19 protein-coding genes are annotated in these 17,419 nt (G+C 34.6%); 4 read left to right on the plus strand and 15 right to left on the minus strand.

Features of this window, described 5'->3' with window-relative positions; genetic code table 11:
• Positions 1-25 precede the first annotated feature (25 nt).
• Positions 26-1,483: an aminotransferase-like domain-containing protein gene (locus FBR08_RS01395; RefSeq protein ID WP_158960953.1), complete on the plus strand. Its 1,458-nt coding sequence runs from the start codon at positions 26-28 to the stop codon at positions 1,481-1,483.
• Here FBR08_RS01395 and FBR08_RS01400 read toward each other — a convergent pair.
• Together FBR08_RS01400 and dnaK are read right to left on the minus strand one after the other, a co-directional pair.
• The gene (locus FBR08_RS01400) at positions 1,455-1,772 is read right to left on the minus strand and encodes a hypothetical protein (RefSeq protein ID WP_158960955.1); all 318 of its coding nucleotides are present in this window, start codon (positions 1,770-1,772) and stop codon (positions 1,455-1,457) included. The genes FBR08_RS01395 and FBR08_RS01400 overlap by 29 nt on opposite strands.
• Before the next feature lie 91 nt (positions 1,773-1,863).
• Complete coding sequence (gene dnaK / locus FBR08_RS01405) at positions 1,864-3,762, minus strand: molecular chaperone DnaK (RefSeq protein ID WP_158960957.1); 1,899 nt, start codon at positions 3,760-3,762, stop codon at positions 1,864-1,866.
• A 404-nt stretch (positions 3,763-4,166) separates the two neighbouring features.
• Here dnaK and FBR08_RS01410 point away from each other — a divergent pair, with 404 nt between their 5' ends.
• From FBR08_RS01410 to FBR08_RS01420, 3 genes are all read left to right on the plus strand, one after another.
• Positions 4,167-5,591 (plus strand): L-serine ammonia-lyase, encoded by a 1,425-nt coding sequence (locus FBR08_RS01410; RefSeq protein ID WP_158960959.1) that lies wholly within the window; start codon positions 4,167-4,169, stop codon positions 5,589-5,591.
• Between the two features lie 441 nt (positions 5,592-6,032).
• Entirely contained in the window at positions 6,033-6,254 is a 222-nt protein-coding gene (locus FBR08_RS01415; protein ID WP_158960961.1) for a hypothetical protein, read from the plus strand.
• 44 nt (positions 6,255-6,298) lie between these two features.
• Positions 6,299-6,550 (plus strand): hypothetical protein, encoded by a 252-nt coding sequence (locus FBR08_RS01420; RefSeq protein WP_158960963.1) that lies wholly within the window; start codon positions 6,299-6,301, stop codon positions 6,548-6,550.
• Between the two features lie 115 nt (positions 6,551-6,665).
• On the opposite strand, the gene FBR08_RS01425 is transcribed toward FBR08_RS01420, so the two are convergent.
• The 13 genes from FBR08_RS01425 to FBR08_RS17055 all read right to left on the minus strand — a co-directional run bounded on the left by FBR08_RS01425 (position 6,666) and on the right by FBR08_RS17055 (position 17,400).
• On the minus strand, positions 6,666-7,103 hold the full coding sequence (locus FBR08_RS01425; protein WP_158960965.1) for a hypothetical protein: 438 nt from the start codon (positions 7,101-7,103) through the stop codon (positions 6,666-6,668).
• A gap of 240 nt (positions 7,104-7,343) precedes the next feature.
• The gene (locus tag FBR08_RS01430; protein ID WP_158960967.1) at positions 7,344-7,589 is read right to left on the minus strand and encodes a hypothetical protein; all 246 of its coding nucleotides are present in this window, start codon (positions 7,587-7,589) and stop codon (positions 7,344-7,346) included.
• Between the two features lie 1,210 nt (positions 7,590-8,799).
• Positions 8,800-9,276, minus strand: a complete 477-nt coding sequence (locus FBR08_RS01435) for a hypothetical protein (RefSeq protein ID WP_158960969.1) — start codon at positions 9,274-9,276, stop codon at positions 8,800-8,802.
• Positions 9,277-9,284: 8 nt separating this feature from the next.
• Positions 9,285-10,211 (minus strand): RHS repeat domain-containing protein, encoded by a 927-nt coding sequence (locus tag FBR08_RS17075; RefSeq protein ID WP_158964125.1) that lies wholly within the window; start codon positions 10,209-10,211, stop codon positions 9,285-9,287.
• Between the two features lie 291 nt (positions 10,212-10,502).
• The gene (locus FBR08_RS01445; protein ID WP_158960971.1) at positions 10,503-10,979 is read right to left on the minus strand and encodes a hypothetical protein; all 477 of its coding nucleotides are present in this window, start codon (positions 10,977-10,979) and stop codon (positions 10,503-10,505) included.
• Complete coding sequence (locus FBR08_RS01450; protein ID WP_158960973.1) at positions 10,960-11,895, minus strand: RHS repeat-associated core domain-containing protein; 936 nt, start codon at positions 11,893-11,895, stop codon at positions 10,960-10,962. The genes FBR08_RS01445 and FBR08_RS01450 overlap by 20 nt, the downstream gene beginning before the upstream one ends.
• A 576-nt stretch (positions 11,896-12,471) precedes the next feature.
• Positions 12,472-13,386 (minus strand): pentapeptide repeat-containing protein, encoded by a 915-nt coding sequence (locus tag FBR08_RS01455; RefSeq protein ID WP_158960975.1) that lies wholly within the window; start codon positions 13,384-13,386, stop codon positions 12,472-12,474.
• Positions 13,387-13,392: 6 nt separating this feature from the next.
• Positions 13,393-14,379 (minus strand): RHS repeat-associated core domain-containing protein, encoded by a 987-nt coding sequence (locus tag FBR08_RS01460; protein ID WP_158964127.1) that lies wholly within the window; start codon positions 14,377-14,379, stop codon positions 13,393-13,395.
• 344 nt (positions 14,380-14,723) lie between these two features.
• Positions 14,724-15,188: a hypothetical protein gene (locus FBR08_RS01465; RefSeq protein WP_158960977.1), complete on the minus strand. Its 465-nt coding sequence runs from the start codon at positions 15,186-15,188 to the stop codon at positions 14,724-14,726.
• A gap of 11 nt (positions 15,189-15,199) precedes the next feature.
• The gene (locus tag FBR08_RS01470) at positions 15,200-16,189 is read right to left on the minus strand and encodes an RHS repeat-associated core domain-containing protein (protein ID WP_158960979.1); all 990 of its coding nucleotides are present in this window, start codon (positions 16,187-16,189) and stop codon (positions 15,200-15,202) included.
• Positions 16,190-16,321: a hypothetical protein gene (locus FBR08_RS17050; protein WP_262885172.1), complete on the minus strand. Its 132-nt coding sequence runs from the start codon at positions 16,319-16,321 to the stop codon at positions 16,190-16,192. It abuts the gene before it with no gap.
• Positions 16,322-16,685: 364 nt separating this feature from the next.
• The gene (locus FBR08_RS01475) at positions 16,686-17,024 is read right to left on the minus strand and encodes a hypothetical protein (protein ID WP_158960981.1); all 339 of its coding nucleotides are present in this window, start codon (positions 17,022-17,024) and stop codon (positions 16,686-16,688) included.
• A gap of 247 nt (positions 17,025-17,271) precedes the next feature.
• Positions 17,272-17,400 carry a hypothetical protein gene (locus FBR08_RS17055; RefSeq protein WP_262885173.1) on the minus strand — a complete coding sequence of 43 codons (129 nt, stop codon included), beginning with the start codon at positions 17,398-17,400 and terminating at the stop codon, positions 17,272-17,274.
• Positions 17,401-17,419 lie beyond the last annotated feature (19 nt).

Genomic DNA, 17,419 nt, shown 5'->3' on the forward strand with positions numbered 1-17,419 from the left:
CCCTCGATTTTTGGAGTTAAGCATCATGACACAATCGCTAAAAATACCGTACAATCGCTTAATACAGATAGACAAAACTTCATCTACGCCTGTTTACATGCAAATTGCCAATCAATTTAGCAATGCGATTCAGCGCAATATTATTCCGATTGACACCAAATTACCAGGTAGTCGAAAATTAGCGGAGCTTTTAGCAGTCAATCGCAATACCATCATTGCTGCTTTTGACGAACTCACCACCCAGGGATGGTTAGTGAGCTACCCCAATCAAGGGACTTATGTTCAACAAAAAAAGAATCAAGTTCAAACCAAATCCAACGCTTTTTCAGCTGTTACAGCTTATGATTTTCAGGTGGACAATCGCTTGGATTTACCGAATCATCAGCACAGCTGTACCTATTTCTTTACAGATGGCACTTCTGACATCCGCTTGGGCTTACAAGAAGAATTAGCTGCGATTTTCAGCGCCAATCTCAAGCGAAAACAGCACTTCAAATATTTTGATCCACATAACCCCAAGCAGCAAATTTCCTATGCAAAACAGGTTGTTAATTATTTAAATGTCACGCGAAATATTCAGGCCAAACCCGCTAACCTCCTAATTGCGCAAAGTACCACTACAGCGTTATACCTCTGTGTCAAATTGCTTTTACAAACAGGAGATCACGTGGCCATCGCTGCCTATAGCGACTATAGAAGTAATGCCATTTTACAGCAAACTGGCGCTCATTTACACGCCATTCCGATCAACCAGGAAGGCCTTGATTTACACGCCTTAGAAAGGATATGCCAGCAAACACCTATTCGCTTGTTCTATGTCATGGTCAATCATCAATACCCGACAACTCTGACGTTAGGTATTCAACAACGGATGAAATTACTTCAATTGGCACAACAGTATAATTTTATTCTATTGGAAGACGATTCGAATTTTGATTTTCACTATAACAGCAATCCACCGCTCCCATTGGTAAGCAGTGATGCTACTGGTCGAGTGATTTACTTGAGTTCCATCGGAAAATCCATCGCTTCAGACTTTACTACGGGTGTCATTCTCGCGCCAGAAAATCTAATTAACGAGTTGGAAAAACACAAAGCATTGGTAGAGGAAAACAAAAATCACTTCACCACTCATGCCTTAACAGAACTCATCGAAGAGGGGATTTTATTTCGCCATCAGGTCAAAGTAAACAAGATTTACAAAGAGAGAAGGGATTATTTTTGTCATCTGCTACAGCAATTGTTTGGCGATCAAATTCAATTTACGATTCCCGAAGGCGATTTGGCAATTTGGGTTACCTTCAACACCCCTGTAAACTTAATGCGGGTACGCACCTTATGCCTGCTCCATGATTTGTATATTCCGACTACACTCTTGTATCAAAGCAAAAACCTTACGGGAATACGCCTTGGTTTTGCGCATCTAACTTTGGAAGAAATGGATTGTTGTTTGACTATTTTTCATCAAGCTTGTATGGAGTAACAAATTTTTTCCATATAAAACGACTCAATATATAACTTAGATGGGTGAAAACTAATCCACCTACTCCAATAAATAAAATGGCTAGAAATACTCCCAAAGTAGGCATTGCACATTTGATTTCCATTTCATCGTAATTCGGCATATACAAGGGCATAATTACAAAAAAGTAGACTACAGAAAAAAAAACAAATAACAACCATTTCCATTCTCCCCATCCCTTTTTGTCAAGATAGATATAACCTAAAATTTGTGTTAGTGTAACGAGTAGTATAGGAACTATTAAAGGCATCTGTTTATCATATTAATACTCTAAAGTACAAAAAAAACCGAGCCATTGAATGACTCGGTTTTCCATTATAACTATAAAAACTTTAGGGTTCTTATTTTACTTCTTCGTACTCTACATCTTGAGGACCTTCAGCATCTCCACTTCCTTGGTTTGGTTGAGCTTCTTGTGCACCTCCTTGTTGAGACTCTCCTTGTGCTTTATACATCTCTTCAGAAGCTGCTTTCCAAGCCTCATTGATTTTGTCTAAAGCAGGAGTAATAGTAGCAACGTCTTTTGTTTCGTACGCTTTTTTCAACTCCTCTAAAGCACCTTCAATCGCCGTTTTATTAGCTGCTGATAGCTTATCACCAAACTCGCTTAATTGCTTGTCTGTTTGGAAAATCATAGCATCTGCCTCATTGATTTTATCTACTGATTCTTTTGCTCTTTTATCTGCATCCGCATTGGCTTCCGCTTCTTTTTTCATTCTTTCGATTTCTTCTTCTGTCAATCCTGATGAAGCTTCAATGCGAATATCATGTGATTTTCCAGTTCCTTTATCTGTAGCAGAAACTTTGATAATTCCGTTGGCATCAATATCGAATGTTACTTCAATTTGAGGCACTCCTCTTTGTGCAGGTGGAATACCATCTAAGTGGAAACGACCAATTGTTTTGTTGTCAGTTGCCATCGGTCTTTCTCCTTGTAATACGTGGATTTCAACAGATGGTTGGTTATCCGCCGCAGTAGAGAATACTTGCGATTTCTTTGTTGGGATTGTTGTATTTGCTTCAATTAATTTCGTCAATACTCCACCCATTGTTTCAATTCCTAAAGAAAGTGGTGTAACGTCTAATAACAATACGTCTTTTACATCTCCTGTTAATACCCCACCTTGAATAGCAGCTCCAATTGCAACTACCTCATCTGGATTCACTCCTTTGTGTGGTTTTTTACCGAAGAACTTTTCTACTTCTTCTTGAATTCTTGGGATACGTGTAGATCCTCCTACTAAGATTACCTCATCAATATCTGATTTTGACAATCCAGCATCTTTCAATGCTTTTTCACAAGGAATCATAGAACGACGCACTAAATCATCAGACAATTGCTCAAATTTAGCTTTTGTCAACGTTTGTACTAAGTGTTTCGGTCCTGAAGCCGTAGCTGTGATATACGGTAAGTTAATTTCTGTTTGTGTTGCAGAAGACAACTCAACTTTTGCTTTTTCAGCTGCTTCTTTTAGACGTTGTAATGCCATGGCATCTTTGCGTAAATCTACCCCTTCTGCACTGTTAAACTCTTCTGCTAACCAGTTGATGATTACGTTGTCAAAGTCATCTCCTCCTAAGTGTGTATCTCCATTTGTAGATAATACTTCAAATACTCCATCTCCCAATTCTAAGATTGAAATATCAAATGTACCTCCTCCTAAATCGTATACTACTACTTTTTGATCTTTTCCTGTTTTGTCTAATCCGTATGCTAATGCAGCCGCTGTAGGCTCGTTAATAATACGTCTTACTTTTAATCCTGCAATTTCACCTGCTTCTTTTGTTGCTTGACGTTGTGCGTCATTAAAATAAGCGGGCACTGTAATTACAGCTTCTGTTACTTCTTGTCCTAAGAAATCTTCTGCTGTTTTCTTCATTTTTTGTAAAGTCATTGCAGAAATTTCTTGCGGTGTGTATAAACGTCCGTCAATATCAACGCGAGGGGTATCGTTATCTCCTTTTACTACACTGTAAGGTACAGCTGTAATCTCACTTGGAATTTGGCTGAATTTCTCACCCATAAATCGCTTGATAGACGCTACTGTTTTTGTAGGGTTAGTTACGGCCTGACGTTTTGCAGGGTCACCAACTTTAATTTCTCCTCCTTCCACAAATGCCACAACTGAAGGTGTTGTTCTTTTTCCTTCTGCATTCGTGATTACTACTGGCTCGTTACCTTCCATTACAGAAACACATGAGTTCGTAGTTCCTAAGTCAATACCAATTATTTTACTCATAATATGTTTATCGTTTATCTTTTATACTTAATTTTCCTTATTCGTTTTTTGAGCCTCAGGCTCGCTTACTATTAGTCAATCTTTGTGCCAAGAAGCATCTTTGCCATTTCTGACTTGATTTTTGTAAAAATCACCTTTACAGAATGTCACTTTGTCACTTAACGCGTCATCCGACTTCTATTTCCCTATCCTTTCGTCAGCTTTCCTGACAGCTTTCCCCCTAGTATTCTTATTTTTTATGCCAATAGTCTTAGCTATTATTCAATTTCCCCTTTATTTTCTTCTAATTCTATTGTGTATTCTCAGCGATAAAACTTTAAACAACCTATACGTTAAATCCCTGCTCTGCATTTGCGACTCCACAGTTTTTACTTATCTTCGTAACGATTAAATCATGCAACATTATGGAATGTATATCTGTTTTTGATATGCTCAAGATTGGCGTTGGACCTTCGAGCTCACACACATTAGGTCCTTGGAGAGCCGCAGAGCTTTTCTTGAAAGAACTAAAAGAACGTCAACTATTTAACCAAGTGCAAAGTCTTACCGTAGATTTATTTGGTTCGCTTTCTCTTACTGGCGTTGGACACGCCACAGACTTAGCCGTGATGCTAGGGTTAAGCGGTGCAGATCCAGAATACGTTCCCGTAGAAAATATCGGTTCTATTATAACCGAAATCAATACCTCAAAATCCTTACTTCTAGGGGCTGAATTACCAATTACGTTTGATCCTAAAGTTCATATTGTGTTCAATAGAAACTTTTTGCCTTTTCATGCCAATGGAATGACTTTTACGGTTCAAACGCAATCAGAAGAGACGTATAGCTCTACCTTTTACTCTATTGGAGGTGGATTCGTTGTAAAGGAAGAAAGTGCAGAAAATGTTGAAAACGACGAAATAAAAGCGAGTTTTCCTTACCCAATAGACAAAGCCACAGAACTGATTGCCTATTGTAAAGAGCAAAACAAAAAAGTTTCGGAAATTGTATACGAAAATGAAAAATCACTGCGCACCGAAGAGGAGATCCACCGCGAATTAATGCGCGTATGGAATACCATGTTGGAGTGTATGTACATCGGTTGTCATACAGAAGGGGTTTTACCTGGAGGTCTGAACGTAAGAAGACGTGCGTATGATTCTCACAGTAATTTAAAAAGTGACTTACCGTATTCAAATCCACAAGAATGGTTAGGTACGATTCGCAAAACAAAAGTGTACTTCCGCCAGATCTTAAAATGGGTAAGTTGTTTTGCCTTAGCGGTAAATGAAGTTAATGCTTCTTTGGGGCGTGTAGTTACTGCACCCACCAATGGTAGTGCGGGCGTTATTCCGGCAGTATTGATGTACTATCTCGTAATCGAGAACCACAAAGCAGGAGAAAAAGAAATCAAACAATTTTTAATGGTTGCTGGTGAAATAGGGAGCATCTTCAAAAAAGGAGCCACCATTTCAGCTGCCATGGGCGGTTGCCAGGCAGAGATTGGCGTTTCGAGTGCCATGGCTGCAGGAGCGCTATGTGAATTGATGGGCGGTTGTCCGGAACAAGTGATGATGGCTGCTGAAATTGCCATGGAACACCACTTGGGTCTAACATGTGATCCTATCGGTGGATTGGTACAAATTCCTTGTATCGAACGCAATGCCATGGGAGCCATTAAAGCCATCAATGCCGCTGAACTTGCACTAGACACCGATCCTAAAAATGCAAAAGTGCCTTTGGATAAAGTAGTCAGTACCATGTGGGAAACGGCCAAAGACATGAACAACAAATACAAAGAAACCTCAGAAGGTGGATTGGCTGTAGCCGTGAACTTAGCGGATTGCTAGGTTGGTTGACGGTTGACGGTTAACGGTTAACGGTTAACGGTTAACGGAAAATATTCATAAATAAGATAGACCATCCCTTTGTAGGGGTGGTTTTTTTGCTTTTTTGTGAGGTTGTGGGTTGTTCGTTGTGGGTTGTTCGTTGTGGGTTGTTGTGGGTTGTTCGTTGTTAAAGTTTAGAATTCTCAATTAAAGAGAATGTGTATTATACAGCAAATTGAATCGTAAACCGTTTGCTGTAAACCGTTAACTAATTTTTAGCGACTATGAATTATTATTATTTTACTACTTAACTAGTCTCATAAAAGTGTAAATTTGTTACTATATCCTTATCTATTAATGGATAATATGTTGATTAGACAATTTTCAGAAAAAGCATTTGATTCAGACTTTTCTTGATATTTTAAAAACAAAAACGAAGTACAATAATTCGCTTTATAACTTATGAACACAACAACGCTAAAACAGGTAAACGCTAAACTCAAACAACTTCCAGAAACTCTTTTGGAAGAAGTAGAACGCTATATTGATTTTTTAACGTTTAAACATAAACAGGATACGGAGGGGGTATCACAAGCGCATCAAGATCTTGTTTTAAACCGTGTAAAAGAAGGGGGGAAATCTGTGGATGCTTTTGAGATGTTAGACGAATTAGAGAACGAATAATGCAGGTATACACCATAATTGCTGACCCTAATGTTAAAAGCGATTTGAGAGATGCTAAAGATTATTTGAACACCCAAAGAAAAGGTTGGGGTAAAAAGTTTTTAATACAGTACAGAGAAACCTTGAAAAGCTTACAACAGAATCCACATTTTCAAATTCGCTATAAAGATATCCACTGCCTTCCTTTACCGGATTTTAAATACATGATTCACTTTAAAGTAAATGAAACGAAAAAAGAAATACATGTTTACGCCGTGCTTTCCACACATTTAAACCCAAAAGAAAATTGGCTTTAAAAGAATACAGTTTTTTGTGAAGTTGTGGGTTGTTCGTTGTCAAGTTTAGAATTCTCGATTAAAGAAATTGTGTGCCATGGAGCAAATTGAACCGTGAACCGTTTGCGGTAAACCGTTAACTAATGACACTATACCACCATTTATTTTTTTTCCATTTAACATTCAATTTATCTAAAACTTGTTCTTCTAAGTCTTTCTTAACTTGTTTATTTTCTTTTACATCTAAATCTCTTAAAACAAAATAACTTCGTGCATTAATTGTCCTGTTATTTAAAAATCGAGGTCCATCTCCAACTGATATCAATCCTAAAGTGGTCGTAAACTCATCTATACTTTTAACGTAACACAATAAGACAGTTTTCCTATCTTCTAATAAAAAATACACATAATACACATTGCCTTTTGTCTCATCACTTAATCCTCCAAATGATGTACTATCTACTGGTACTTGTAATGAAACCTTTTCTTGTTTCAAGTTTTGTATTTTACTTATAACCTTATCTTCCGAAACATTTAAAACATACTGCTCTGCATAGGGATGACTTCCCACCATAGACAAGGAGTACAAAAAATTAACAAACAAAATAACAAGTAAGAAACTAATCAATATTTTTAAAAATCGAACTAAATAAAACAATAAATTTGAAGATAACTATTTTACTAATACTCCTATATTTCACTTGTATATTAGGTTTAAAAAATTTAAAACAAGAGTTTACCTAGTAGTATTCCGTTTAAAAAAGTTTAATTTCCTTTGCGTATAGTACGCTTCTATTGTACGTCTAAAAAACAACTACATTAATCCAATGTACTCAGATAAAACTTTTACCAAAGCTTTTTTTAAATCACTCCCATCTACGCGAATCATCGCTCTTTCTCTAGTTGGAAAAGACACAAAAACGGTATAGGCATCCTCATCTCTTTCTCCATCAAATTTAATAACAACTACATCTCCCCTCAATTTAATCCTTTCACAACAAGTGATTAATTCTTCAAAAGAAATTGCTGGTTTTTCTATAATAGCCTTAATAAAATTCATATCGTATCTAGTAAATATTTTTCACAATTTGTGATGCTCCCGAGGCTTAGCCAAATTTAACGAAGTTAAATCTCCCTGATTGGGATTAAAGATTGTAAAAGCTAAACCTATTTAAGTGAGACATCGTTTCTAGTATAGCCTTAATACCTACACTTAGATCTAAAACAGGGTTATTACCTCCAGAAACAGTTCCTATTTTCCCTCCTAGCCGGTTACCCCTTCACTGTTCATCCATTGTCTATTTTTACCATGCGTGTACTGTTTACTTGATGACTACAAATTTTTGCGATTATGCGTCCTAGCTACCTTCACTTCTATTCTCCTTGCAATACTAAAAAAACAAAAACAACTGTACAATACTCCCTTGCGTATTCTTCCATTTTTGGGATAAAAAAGGGGTGTATTTCCTTTTTTATCCAGCAAAATAAAACATAAAATAATCAAAATACTAACAAAAGTAAATTTACAGTTCCTTTTGGGTTTGTTCGGTGTTTGCTTTGTGTTTGCTTGGTTTTAGGGCCTTTTACCGAACAAACCCAAAACGAAGGAAAAGCAAACCTATAAGGAAGATTTAATGGATCATAAAAAGATTCTCAATAACCACAAGGGTTTACAGGGGGGGTAGTGATGGATTGAGCAACATAATACTCACTCTTTTGGAAAAGAAATAAAAAGTTCTACACTAAATCCCACTAGTACTACTAATGATCCAAGTAGTGAGTTCTCTGTGAACGTTGAAAAAAGTGAGGGAGGGATGCTTTTTTGTATTTTTTATTTTTCACCCAACATGTCACCCCGACGAAGGAGGGGTCGCATCCAGCGCTCTCATCATACTGTAAATCGTGAACAGTGATCGGAAAATGTATCGTGATGAGATTGTCTTCTTATCTCACTGAGTTAATATTTATTTTAGTGTTCGATGAATATATCTCACCTATTTTATATTTTTTTTGGTATTCGATGAATCTTCACTACGTTACGATTTTCACTACGTTACGATTTTCGCTACGCTCCGATTTTCACTACGTTACGATTTTCGCTACGATTTATTCTTCGTCGAAATGACATGACGGCGTTAAGTGACGAGTGTTTAGGAATTCTCTATAAAAAATAAAACGTTCAACTAACGGGGTTCTTTTTTATAATTTCTGTACGGATTACATTCAGGGCTTTAGCCGAAGAGCTTGAAGTTAAATCCGCGCGATCAAGATTACTTTTCATCTAAAAGATCTGGAAAAGGAGGTCCATCACTATAAATGAAATTAACGAATATAGGTTTCTTCTCTTTACACGCTTCTAGCAATTCAATTAATCTATTCAATAATAATATAGCTTGATTGTCAAAAAAGGAAAATTCCGTAATAATACCGTTTTCCTCCAAAGTGATAAAAAATTCTACATAATCTCGGAAACCTGAATTATCATTCACTCCATCAACTTCATTTTTTATGTGTTTAATGACAGTAAAAATCTCTTTCGCTCTTTCTTTCGTGATTCTAATTTTATTAAACTCTCTTGTATCCCTAGTTCTATTAATATCCTTATACAATAACATGGTAGGGTCTGAATCAATATAATAAGTAAATATTGTATCTCTAACTTCATAACTAAAATCAATACTCCAATCTTGAGCAAGTGAAGCATTGTTTTTTATTAAAATAAATAGAATCAATAATATTTTTTTCATAACATTTTTCAATTACTTATTTGACGTCCTACTAGTAGTTCTTTTTTTATTATATCATCACTCTTTTGAATTCCCTTTTTCTGATAATAACTTTTCATAGAATCAAAAAAAGTTTTTAATAGGTAATTATCTCTTTCATCTTGAAAATGTTGCTTTAAATTTGCTCTTTGAGGATAATATCCTTTTTTATCATCTCTCGTTTTATAATAATCATCCACGTACTTAATTAAATCTTTATCTAAATTACTTAAATCTAACTTACCATTATTAATAAAATCCTTTCCATCTAAACGTACATGAATAAAACTTTCATGTGCAATATCTTCTAGATACCTTTCCGTCAAGCCTCCATTTTTAGACAGGAATACTGTACTGACAAACCGTCCATTTTCCATAACAGACTCTACACCTGCATCTCTAAATCTATTGTCGTTTGCCTTATAAACTAAATCCATTTTTTTATTATGATACTTCCCATTTTCTTTAAAAGTATAACCTCCTATAGTTTGACCTTTTTTAGCATAATCTGCTAAAAATTTACGTCCTTCATCCGATCCAGCAAAAAATTCAAAAGCATCCACTAAATTTTGATTTACATAATTTCCTTGAGAGTTTTTACTATATATCCAAGAAAAATCTATTTCTTCTCCTTTAGGATCAATAAACATCATAGGATTATTATTAACATAGGTATACAAGGAAATATTTGGATATTTCTCCGCCAACGGGTCCACATTCATCCATCGACCAATAGCCGCATCATAGTTCCTTGCTCCGTAATCATACAAGTTCAATCCCAGCTCCTCTTGATTCTCTTTTCCATTATACTGATACTTATAGTTTTGGGCTATCGTATTATTCTTCTCGTTATACCCTTGATGCGCCAATCCAAAGGGATAATAGTTCGTCTCTTCAATGATCTCACCAACATCTATTTTGTCGTTATAATTCTCATCGGCTCAACTTAAGCGGTATTACCCGAAGTTAAAGATAACTAACTTTTAGATTATACATAGACTTTAGTTAACGAATACGAAAACACATTAACGATAAAGCCTTATTCCATATCATTGATACCTACATTCAAAATTTTAAAACCAAACAAGCGTTTGCTAAATAACGCTCAATCTATTTTATAAAGCAAAACCCGTTAATCTTTCGACTAACGGGTTTTAGTTTTTTATAATTTAGGCGCACGGATTGCAAATCCGCGCGATCGGGTCTATTTATTCTTCCCAAATTGGTTTATATTTTTCTGGATATTTTTGTCTTTTTTCAAAGTAGTACTGCTTTGTTTTTACATCCTCAAGTAATTTATCTTTTACTAGAAAAATTCGTTTTTGCTCTTTACCAAATAGCAATAGAATAAATTCATCTGTACACACTATTATATCAAATTTATGTCCATCCCACGAAAGGATACTATCAGAAGTAACATTCCATTCTCTAATGTCAAATATTAAATCTCCATCACTATATTGTGGAACTTTCTCTCCATTTTCATTTATCCTAATTCTATCATATTTATTATTCTCATAAAACTGATAACGATTTGCCAATGGTCCAGAACTATCAAAAGTATAAGCAATCCAATATTCATTTTCATGATTAACAAAATAATCCTTTAGTTCCCTTTTTGTACAAGATGTAATCATAAAGATAAAACCAAACAAAATGCTTAGTCTAATTCTCCACTTTTTCATATTTAATTTCTACTTTTTGATTATTATAACTTCCTTGAAGACTTAAAGTACCTTTTGCAAAATTTCCTGGTTGTTTAATCACACCTCCAGTACCTAATTCATTAAAAGCATCTATAGCATTCCAAATATCCATATTACTGTAGTCAGAAGATTTATCCATATTCAATAAATAATTACCAAAAGACTTCATTATTCCTACTTTAAAATCATCAGGGCTATTTCTAAACGAATCATCATTCATTTGATACAAATAAACATCAGTATGCGTTTTAAGATTTTTAGTAGTTCTATCATTATTTTCTATTTGATGTTCATTTTCATGTCTCATTACACTCATAAAACTATTAGAATCATCTAATGCAGTTGAAAAACCTCCTTTATTATTTATAAATGCTATGTTATTTGAGCTGCGAGTAAATCCTGGATTACCACTTGAATTTTTATCACTTGGACCAACTCCAAGCTTAAAATTTTCAGACACTCCCATTTGCTTTCTATAATGCATAGCCATTTTCAACACTGCATTACTACTACCTCTTGATGAAGATAGTTGAGAGGGACTAACATATCTATTTGTATCGGCTGCAAAAATTTTCACGGCATTACTTCCATCATTTACAGTTCGTTCAAAAACTCCATAACTATTAAAATAATCTGTAGGACGTCTTGCAACCATCCCCGTAGGATCAATCAAATTAACAGGATTATTGTGTACATAATGATACGGATTCCAAGCTGGAAATTGTTCCGCTAACGGGTCCACATTCATCCATCGACCAATAGTCGCATCATAGTTCCTTGCCCCGTAATCATACAAGTTCAATCCAAGCTCATCTTGTAACTCCTTGGCATTATATTGATACTTATAGTTTTGGGCTATCGTATTATTCTTCTCATTATACCCTTGATGCGCCAATCCAAAGGGATAATAATTCGTTTCCTCAATAATCTCACCTACGTCTATTTTATCGTTTTTAATCGCATCAACTCAACTTAGGTGGTGTTACTCAAAGTTAAAGATAACTAGCTTTTAGATTATAAATAGACTTTGGTTAATGAATAGGAAAACACATCAACTATAAAGTCTTATTCCATATCATGAATACTTACAACCAAAATTTTAAAACCAAACAAGCGTTTGATAAATAACGCTCAAGCTATTTTATAAAACAAAACCCGTTAATCTAAAGACTAACGGGCCATGTTATTTATTTATACGCACGAATTGCACCCGAGGCTTTAGCCGAACGGCTTGAAGTTAAATATGCGCGATCGGGTTCACTTGCGTTCATCTCTCTTATTCGCACCTGACTATTCTTGACAGCCTTTTCCTCTTTCCGTTCAATACCTTTCTATTACTTTCAAAGCACCGAGAGGTGGTTTGCAACCCTCGCTTGTACAACCATTGCGATAGACCTACTATCATCTCATATAAAGCATTGAACAACGTTTCTAACTTTTGTCCATCACAGCACACTACGCGCAATCGGGTTTAAAATTCACTAAGTTTATTTATAATTTTAAAAGCTACTTCTTTACCATAATCTCTTTCAACATCTTCTATGTTAAATATATACCAGTCTTGGTTTTGAGCATGAACCATATAGATACTTACAAAAACACCCGCTTCATACTTCTCCTTCTCTGACCAATTATGAATATTCGATTCCAGAAACAGAAGCCTTTCTTTCCACCTATTAAATCTATAATATTTATCAAAATTTTTTATTTTAACCGTCGATAAATCACAATTATCACTAAAAGTCAAATCACGAAAATAAGCCTTTTCAAAAGAAACGTTTTTCATTTCATTTTTTTTTGGTTTACCAAAAATCATATAATCTGATTGCAATGGAAAATCTCCTCTAAACCAAACGTCATTAAGTTCTCCTTCAAAAAAGCAGTTTTCAAAAGATGATGCATTAAAATCAATAGCCTTCAGTCTACAGTTTTTAAAAATTATATCTACAAATTCTGGTCTGCTAAAAATCGCTTTAGTAAACGTACAGTTCTCAAATATACATGTAGAAAATTTTGTCCCATCATAACCAAGAGCTGTATAATTAAATTTACAATCTTTAAACACACAAGAATGAAACACATTTTTATGATCTGAAAAATGGGAAAAATCAACCTTTTCAAAATAACAATTATTAAATGATGATTTTTCAATCCAACATTTATCAAATGAAGAAAAACTAAAATCAGCATGTTGAACGTCCAATTTCTTGATTATATTTCCATTTAATTTTAAACCTCTCACATCCAATTTACCGTCAATTAAGTCTAAAGGAACACTTTTCAGTGTCAATTTTCCTCCCTTTGTTAACAATTGATTTATTTGATTAAATGCATAATATAAATTCACATCTAATTCCCACCTTTCTATTAATTTACTTTTACTCATAATAGTTTACTTTGTTCTTAAAAGCGTCCCTCCTTTTCCATATTTATCAACGTGTTTTTGCCATTGTGCTGGGGTAGTCATATCCCACCATTGTCCAGTTTTAGGATCAACAAAATCAGCACCTTTACGATAATTACTTTTTAAATGTTGTAATGTAGGATCATTCTCAATAATCCTTCTAGCTCTTACATCAATACGATTTCCTCTATACGCAGCTCTAAGATTTGGATTTGCAATACTCGCTTTCAACTGTTTTGGAGTTAATGCTGCATTTCCCAATGCATCAATTTCTTTTGATGCTCTAGTTACATGTTGTTGTAATCTTTCTGTAACCGTAATAGAACTTCCCTTTGTAGCAAATTTAGTAACCCCTCCCATAACAAAACACGGAGAATCAATTCCCATTGCTTCTATTCCTTGACTTTGAGCCTTGAACTTTATATCATGTTTAAATCCAGGTCCTCTTTCTATAGTGGCTACTTGGCCATTTAGAGCAGAAATATTCGTTGTTACTATTGATTCGGTAGATTGAACAAACTGAACTTCAGTAGTTGTCTCTGGCGCATAAGGGGCTGGAGTATCTAAATTAACATAGGTTACATAATCAACAAAATCCCCTCCATTATTACCTGTTTTTATAGGCTCTTGAGCCACACCTCCTAAAACATTAACCTTATACTCATTATCTAATTCTTCCGCACTCATCCCCGTAGGGTCAATCAAATTCATTGGATTGTTATGCACATAATGATACGGGGTCCAATTAGGAGTCTGTTCTGCCAACGGGTCCACATTCATCCATCGACCAATAGCCGCATCATAGTTCCTTGCTCCGTAATCATACAAGTTCAGTCCTAACTCCTCTTGATTCTCTTTTCCATTATACTGATACTTATAGTTTTGGGCTATCGTATTATTCTTCTCGTTATACCCTTGATGCGCCAATCCAAAGGGATAATAGTTCGTCTCTTCAATGATCTCACCAACGTCGATCTTGTCGTTATAATTCTCATCGGCTCAACTTAAGCGGTATTACCCGAAGTTAAAGATAACTAACTTTTAGATTATACATAGACTTTAGTTAACGAATACGAAAACACATTAACGATAAAGCCTTATTCCATATCATTGATACTTACATTCAAAATTTTAAAACGAAACAAGCGTTTGCTAAATAACGTTCAAGCTATTTTATAAAATATAAAACCCGCTAATCGAAAGACAGCGGGTTTTATGTTTTTTTTATTTATGCCCACGGATTGCACCCGAGGCTTTAGCCGAAGGGAACAAAGTTAAATCCGCGCGATTGGGAGTATTAATATTGAAAATACCCTCTTCTATAACCCATATTCCATCTTTGATTCAAACACAAATTTAGACATTTTACTATTGTATTTAAAAACATACTTAATAGTTCCATTATAGACAAACTCTTTGTTATTATCGTCATAAAAGACCATATCATAAATGCCTACATAAAATACTAAATATTGTCTATCTATCTCTGGGCTAGACAAGCGATAAAAAATAGATTTAGAGTGAATATTATTAACTATAGGTAAGTTAAATTGTATTTTATCATTTACTAGTTCTATTTCATAATCAAAGCACTTATTATTACAATCACAAAAGCCACATGTAAAATATAATGTATCCTGTTTTGAGATAAATCCTTCTTTTAATGATACTTCATAACAATCATTAATTATATAAGTATATAAATCACCCATTTTTTGTCCTCTCATTTTAGTAAACGTCATAAGTGTAATTAGCGATAAAGCCAAAGTATATATTTTTTTCATAGACTTATAAATCATTTAAATGTTGAGATAGGAATAGTTGCAATGACTCCTTTATTATTATAGATGTAAATAGTTTGATTTCTCATCGCAGGTACATATTGTATTCTACTACCAGCAACAGTAATATCTTGTTTTGAAGGTGGTTGCTTCCATCTAGCTACATAAGATTCTCCATTTATAGTAAAATCCTCAGTACCACTTGGATGACTATGATAATCATTTTCACCTATTGTTACTAGTTGTTTTCCATCAGTCGGTTTATTTGCTTTAGACTCTTTCGTATTATAAACACCATTTTTACCAAATGAACCTGAATACTCCCTATTATTTGCAAGACTTGTACCACCTAGTCCATCGTCTTTTATAGATCCTAGCATCGCTTTCATACTATCCGTATTCTTTATTTCAACAACATTTTTCATATGTTCTCCTGTTAAATTTCCAGAAGAAATTTCACTTTCTGTCATAACAGCGGCAGTAGTCGTTATTGGTTGTGTTGTCCCTTTTTGTGGCGAACTACCAGTTCCATACATTTGATCTGCTGTTTGGGTAGTTTTTATTACAAAGTTTCTATCTGGGTCATTATTTATTGTTCTATAAATCTCCTTGCCCTGCTCATTATAATAAATATCATCCTCAAACATTCCCGTAGGATCTATATATCTTATTGGATTATTAAATCCATAACGATAAGGTGTCCAATTAGGAGTCTGTTCCGCCAACGGGTCCACATTCATCCATCGACCAATAGTCGCATCATAGTTCCTTGCCCCGTAATCATACAAGTTCAATCCAAGCTCATCTTGTAACTCCTTGGCATTATATTGATACTTATAGTTTTGGGCTATCGTATTATTCTTCTCATTATACCCTTGATGCGCCAATCCAAATGGATAATAGTTCGTTTCCTCAATAATCTCACCTACGTCGATTTTGTCGTTTTTATTCGTATCCGAATAGCTTAAACGAACATTACCAAGGTGATCGCGGTATTGATACACCTAGTTTTGTGTTTCTGCATTGAAATATCCTTCTGCGGTCGGGAAGAAACTCAATACTCCATCTACGTATTGGAAACCATCTACATAGTCCGTTACCACGACGCTACTGCCTTGGGTGACTTTCTTCTGCACTTTTTCTCCTGTGGCTGTATAAAGGTAAGTAATTTTTCCGGCTGCAAAAACAACTTTTCTTTGCTTAAAACTAGAATAAAAAAAACAATTTTTAAGATCATTAATACTTACATCCGAAATTTTAAAACAAAAAAGCATTTGCTAAGTAATAAGTTAATGCTAACTATTCGATAAAATAACACACCCGCTAACCAAAAGATTAGTGGGTGTGTTATTTATACTTTAATTGAATATCGATGGACGGTTCACAGCTTACAGTTTTACTTCTCTTTTAATCGAAAATCTTCCGTAGACTGTTAACTAAATTCACTGTTCCTTTTTTGTAGGCTATGACAAATCCACTAGTTAAACGAGTTTTTAAATTTTATTTTATCTGATGTTTTTTTAAAATTTTTACTACTTCTCTTGCTTCTTCTGTAATCTTAATCCAAACAGAATCTCTTAACATTTTTTCAACATCCTGTTCCTCATACTCTAATAAATTAGCAATAAAACAATCAATCTTCTGTTTTTCTACCTCAAAGAATTTAATACTACCTTGTTTAGCATCCGAAAAAAAGTCATAGTCTTCTAAGGAATTAACTCCTTCTTCAAAACTAGAAACTCTATCCCAATATTTTCCTTCTAACCATACATCTTTTTGAAATTTCAAATCAGCTATTTTTTCCAGAATATCAATAACATTTTTTTCTTTATTTTTCATTTTTTCTAAAACTTAAAATCACTTACTGGTACATGTAAATTAGATGCTCTATTTTGATTTTTACCAGTTATATTTAAAATTTGTTTTTTATGAACATCTACTGGAGCTCCATTTATATATCTTATGGTATAAGGTGTTTGAGAATTAATAAAAGGGCTATTAACATTCCCTCTCATTACTCTTACATTGTTACCAATATTAGAAGGATCAATATACCTTGTTCCCGCATCTTTTTTAGCCGATTTAACTATCCAATTTTCTGGTATTTGTTTGTGACCAAAGCACCTGCATCTCCTGCAGATTCAATCAATATAACTCCAACTTTCGAAACTGTAGCGCCAACCCCAATAATGGGAATCGTAGCCGCTAAACTCAAAGATCCTTCTACGTACCTT

The sequence above is a fragment of the Myroides fluvii genome (assembly GCF_009792295.1).
Lineage (GTDB): Bacteria > Bacteroidota > Bacteroidia > Flavobacteriales > Flavobacteriaceae > Flavobacterium > Flavobacterium fluvii_A.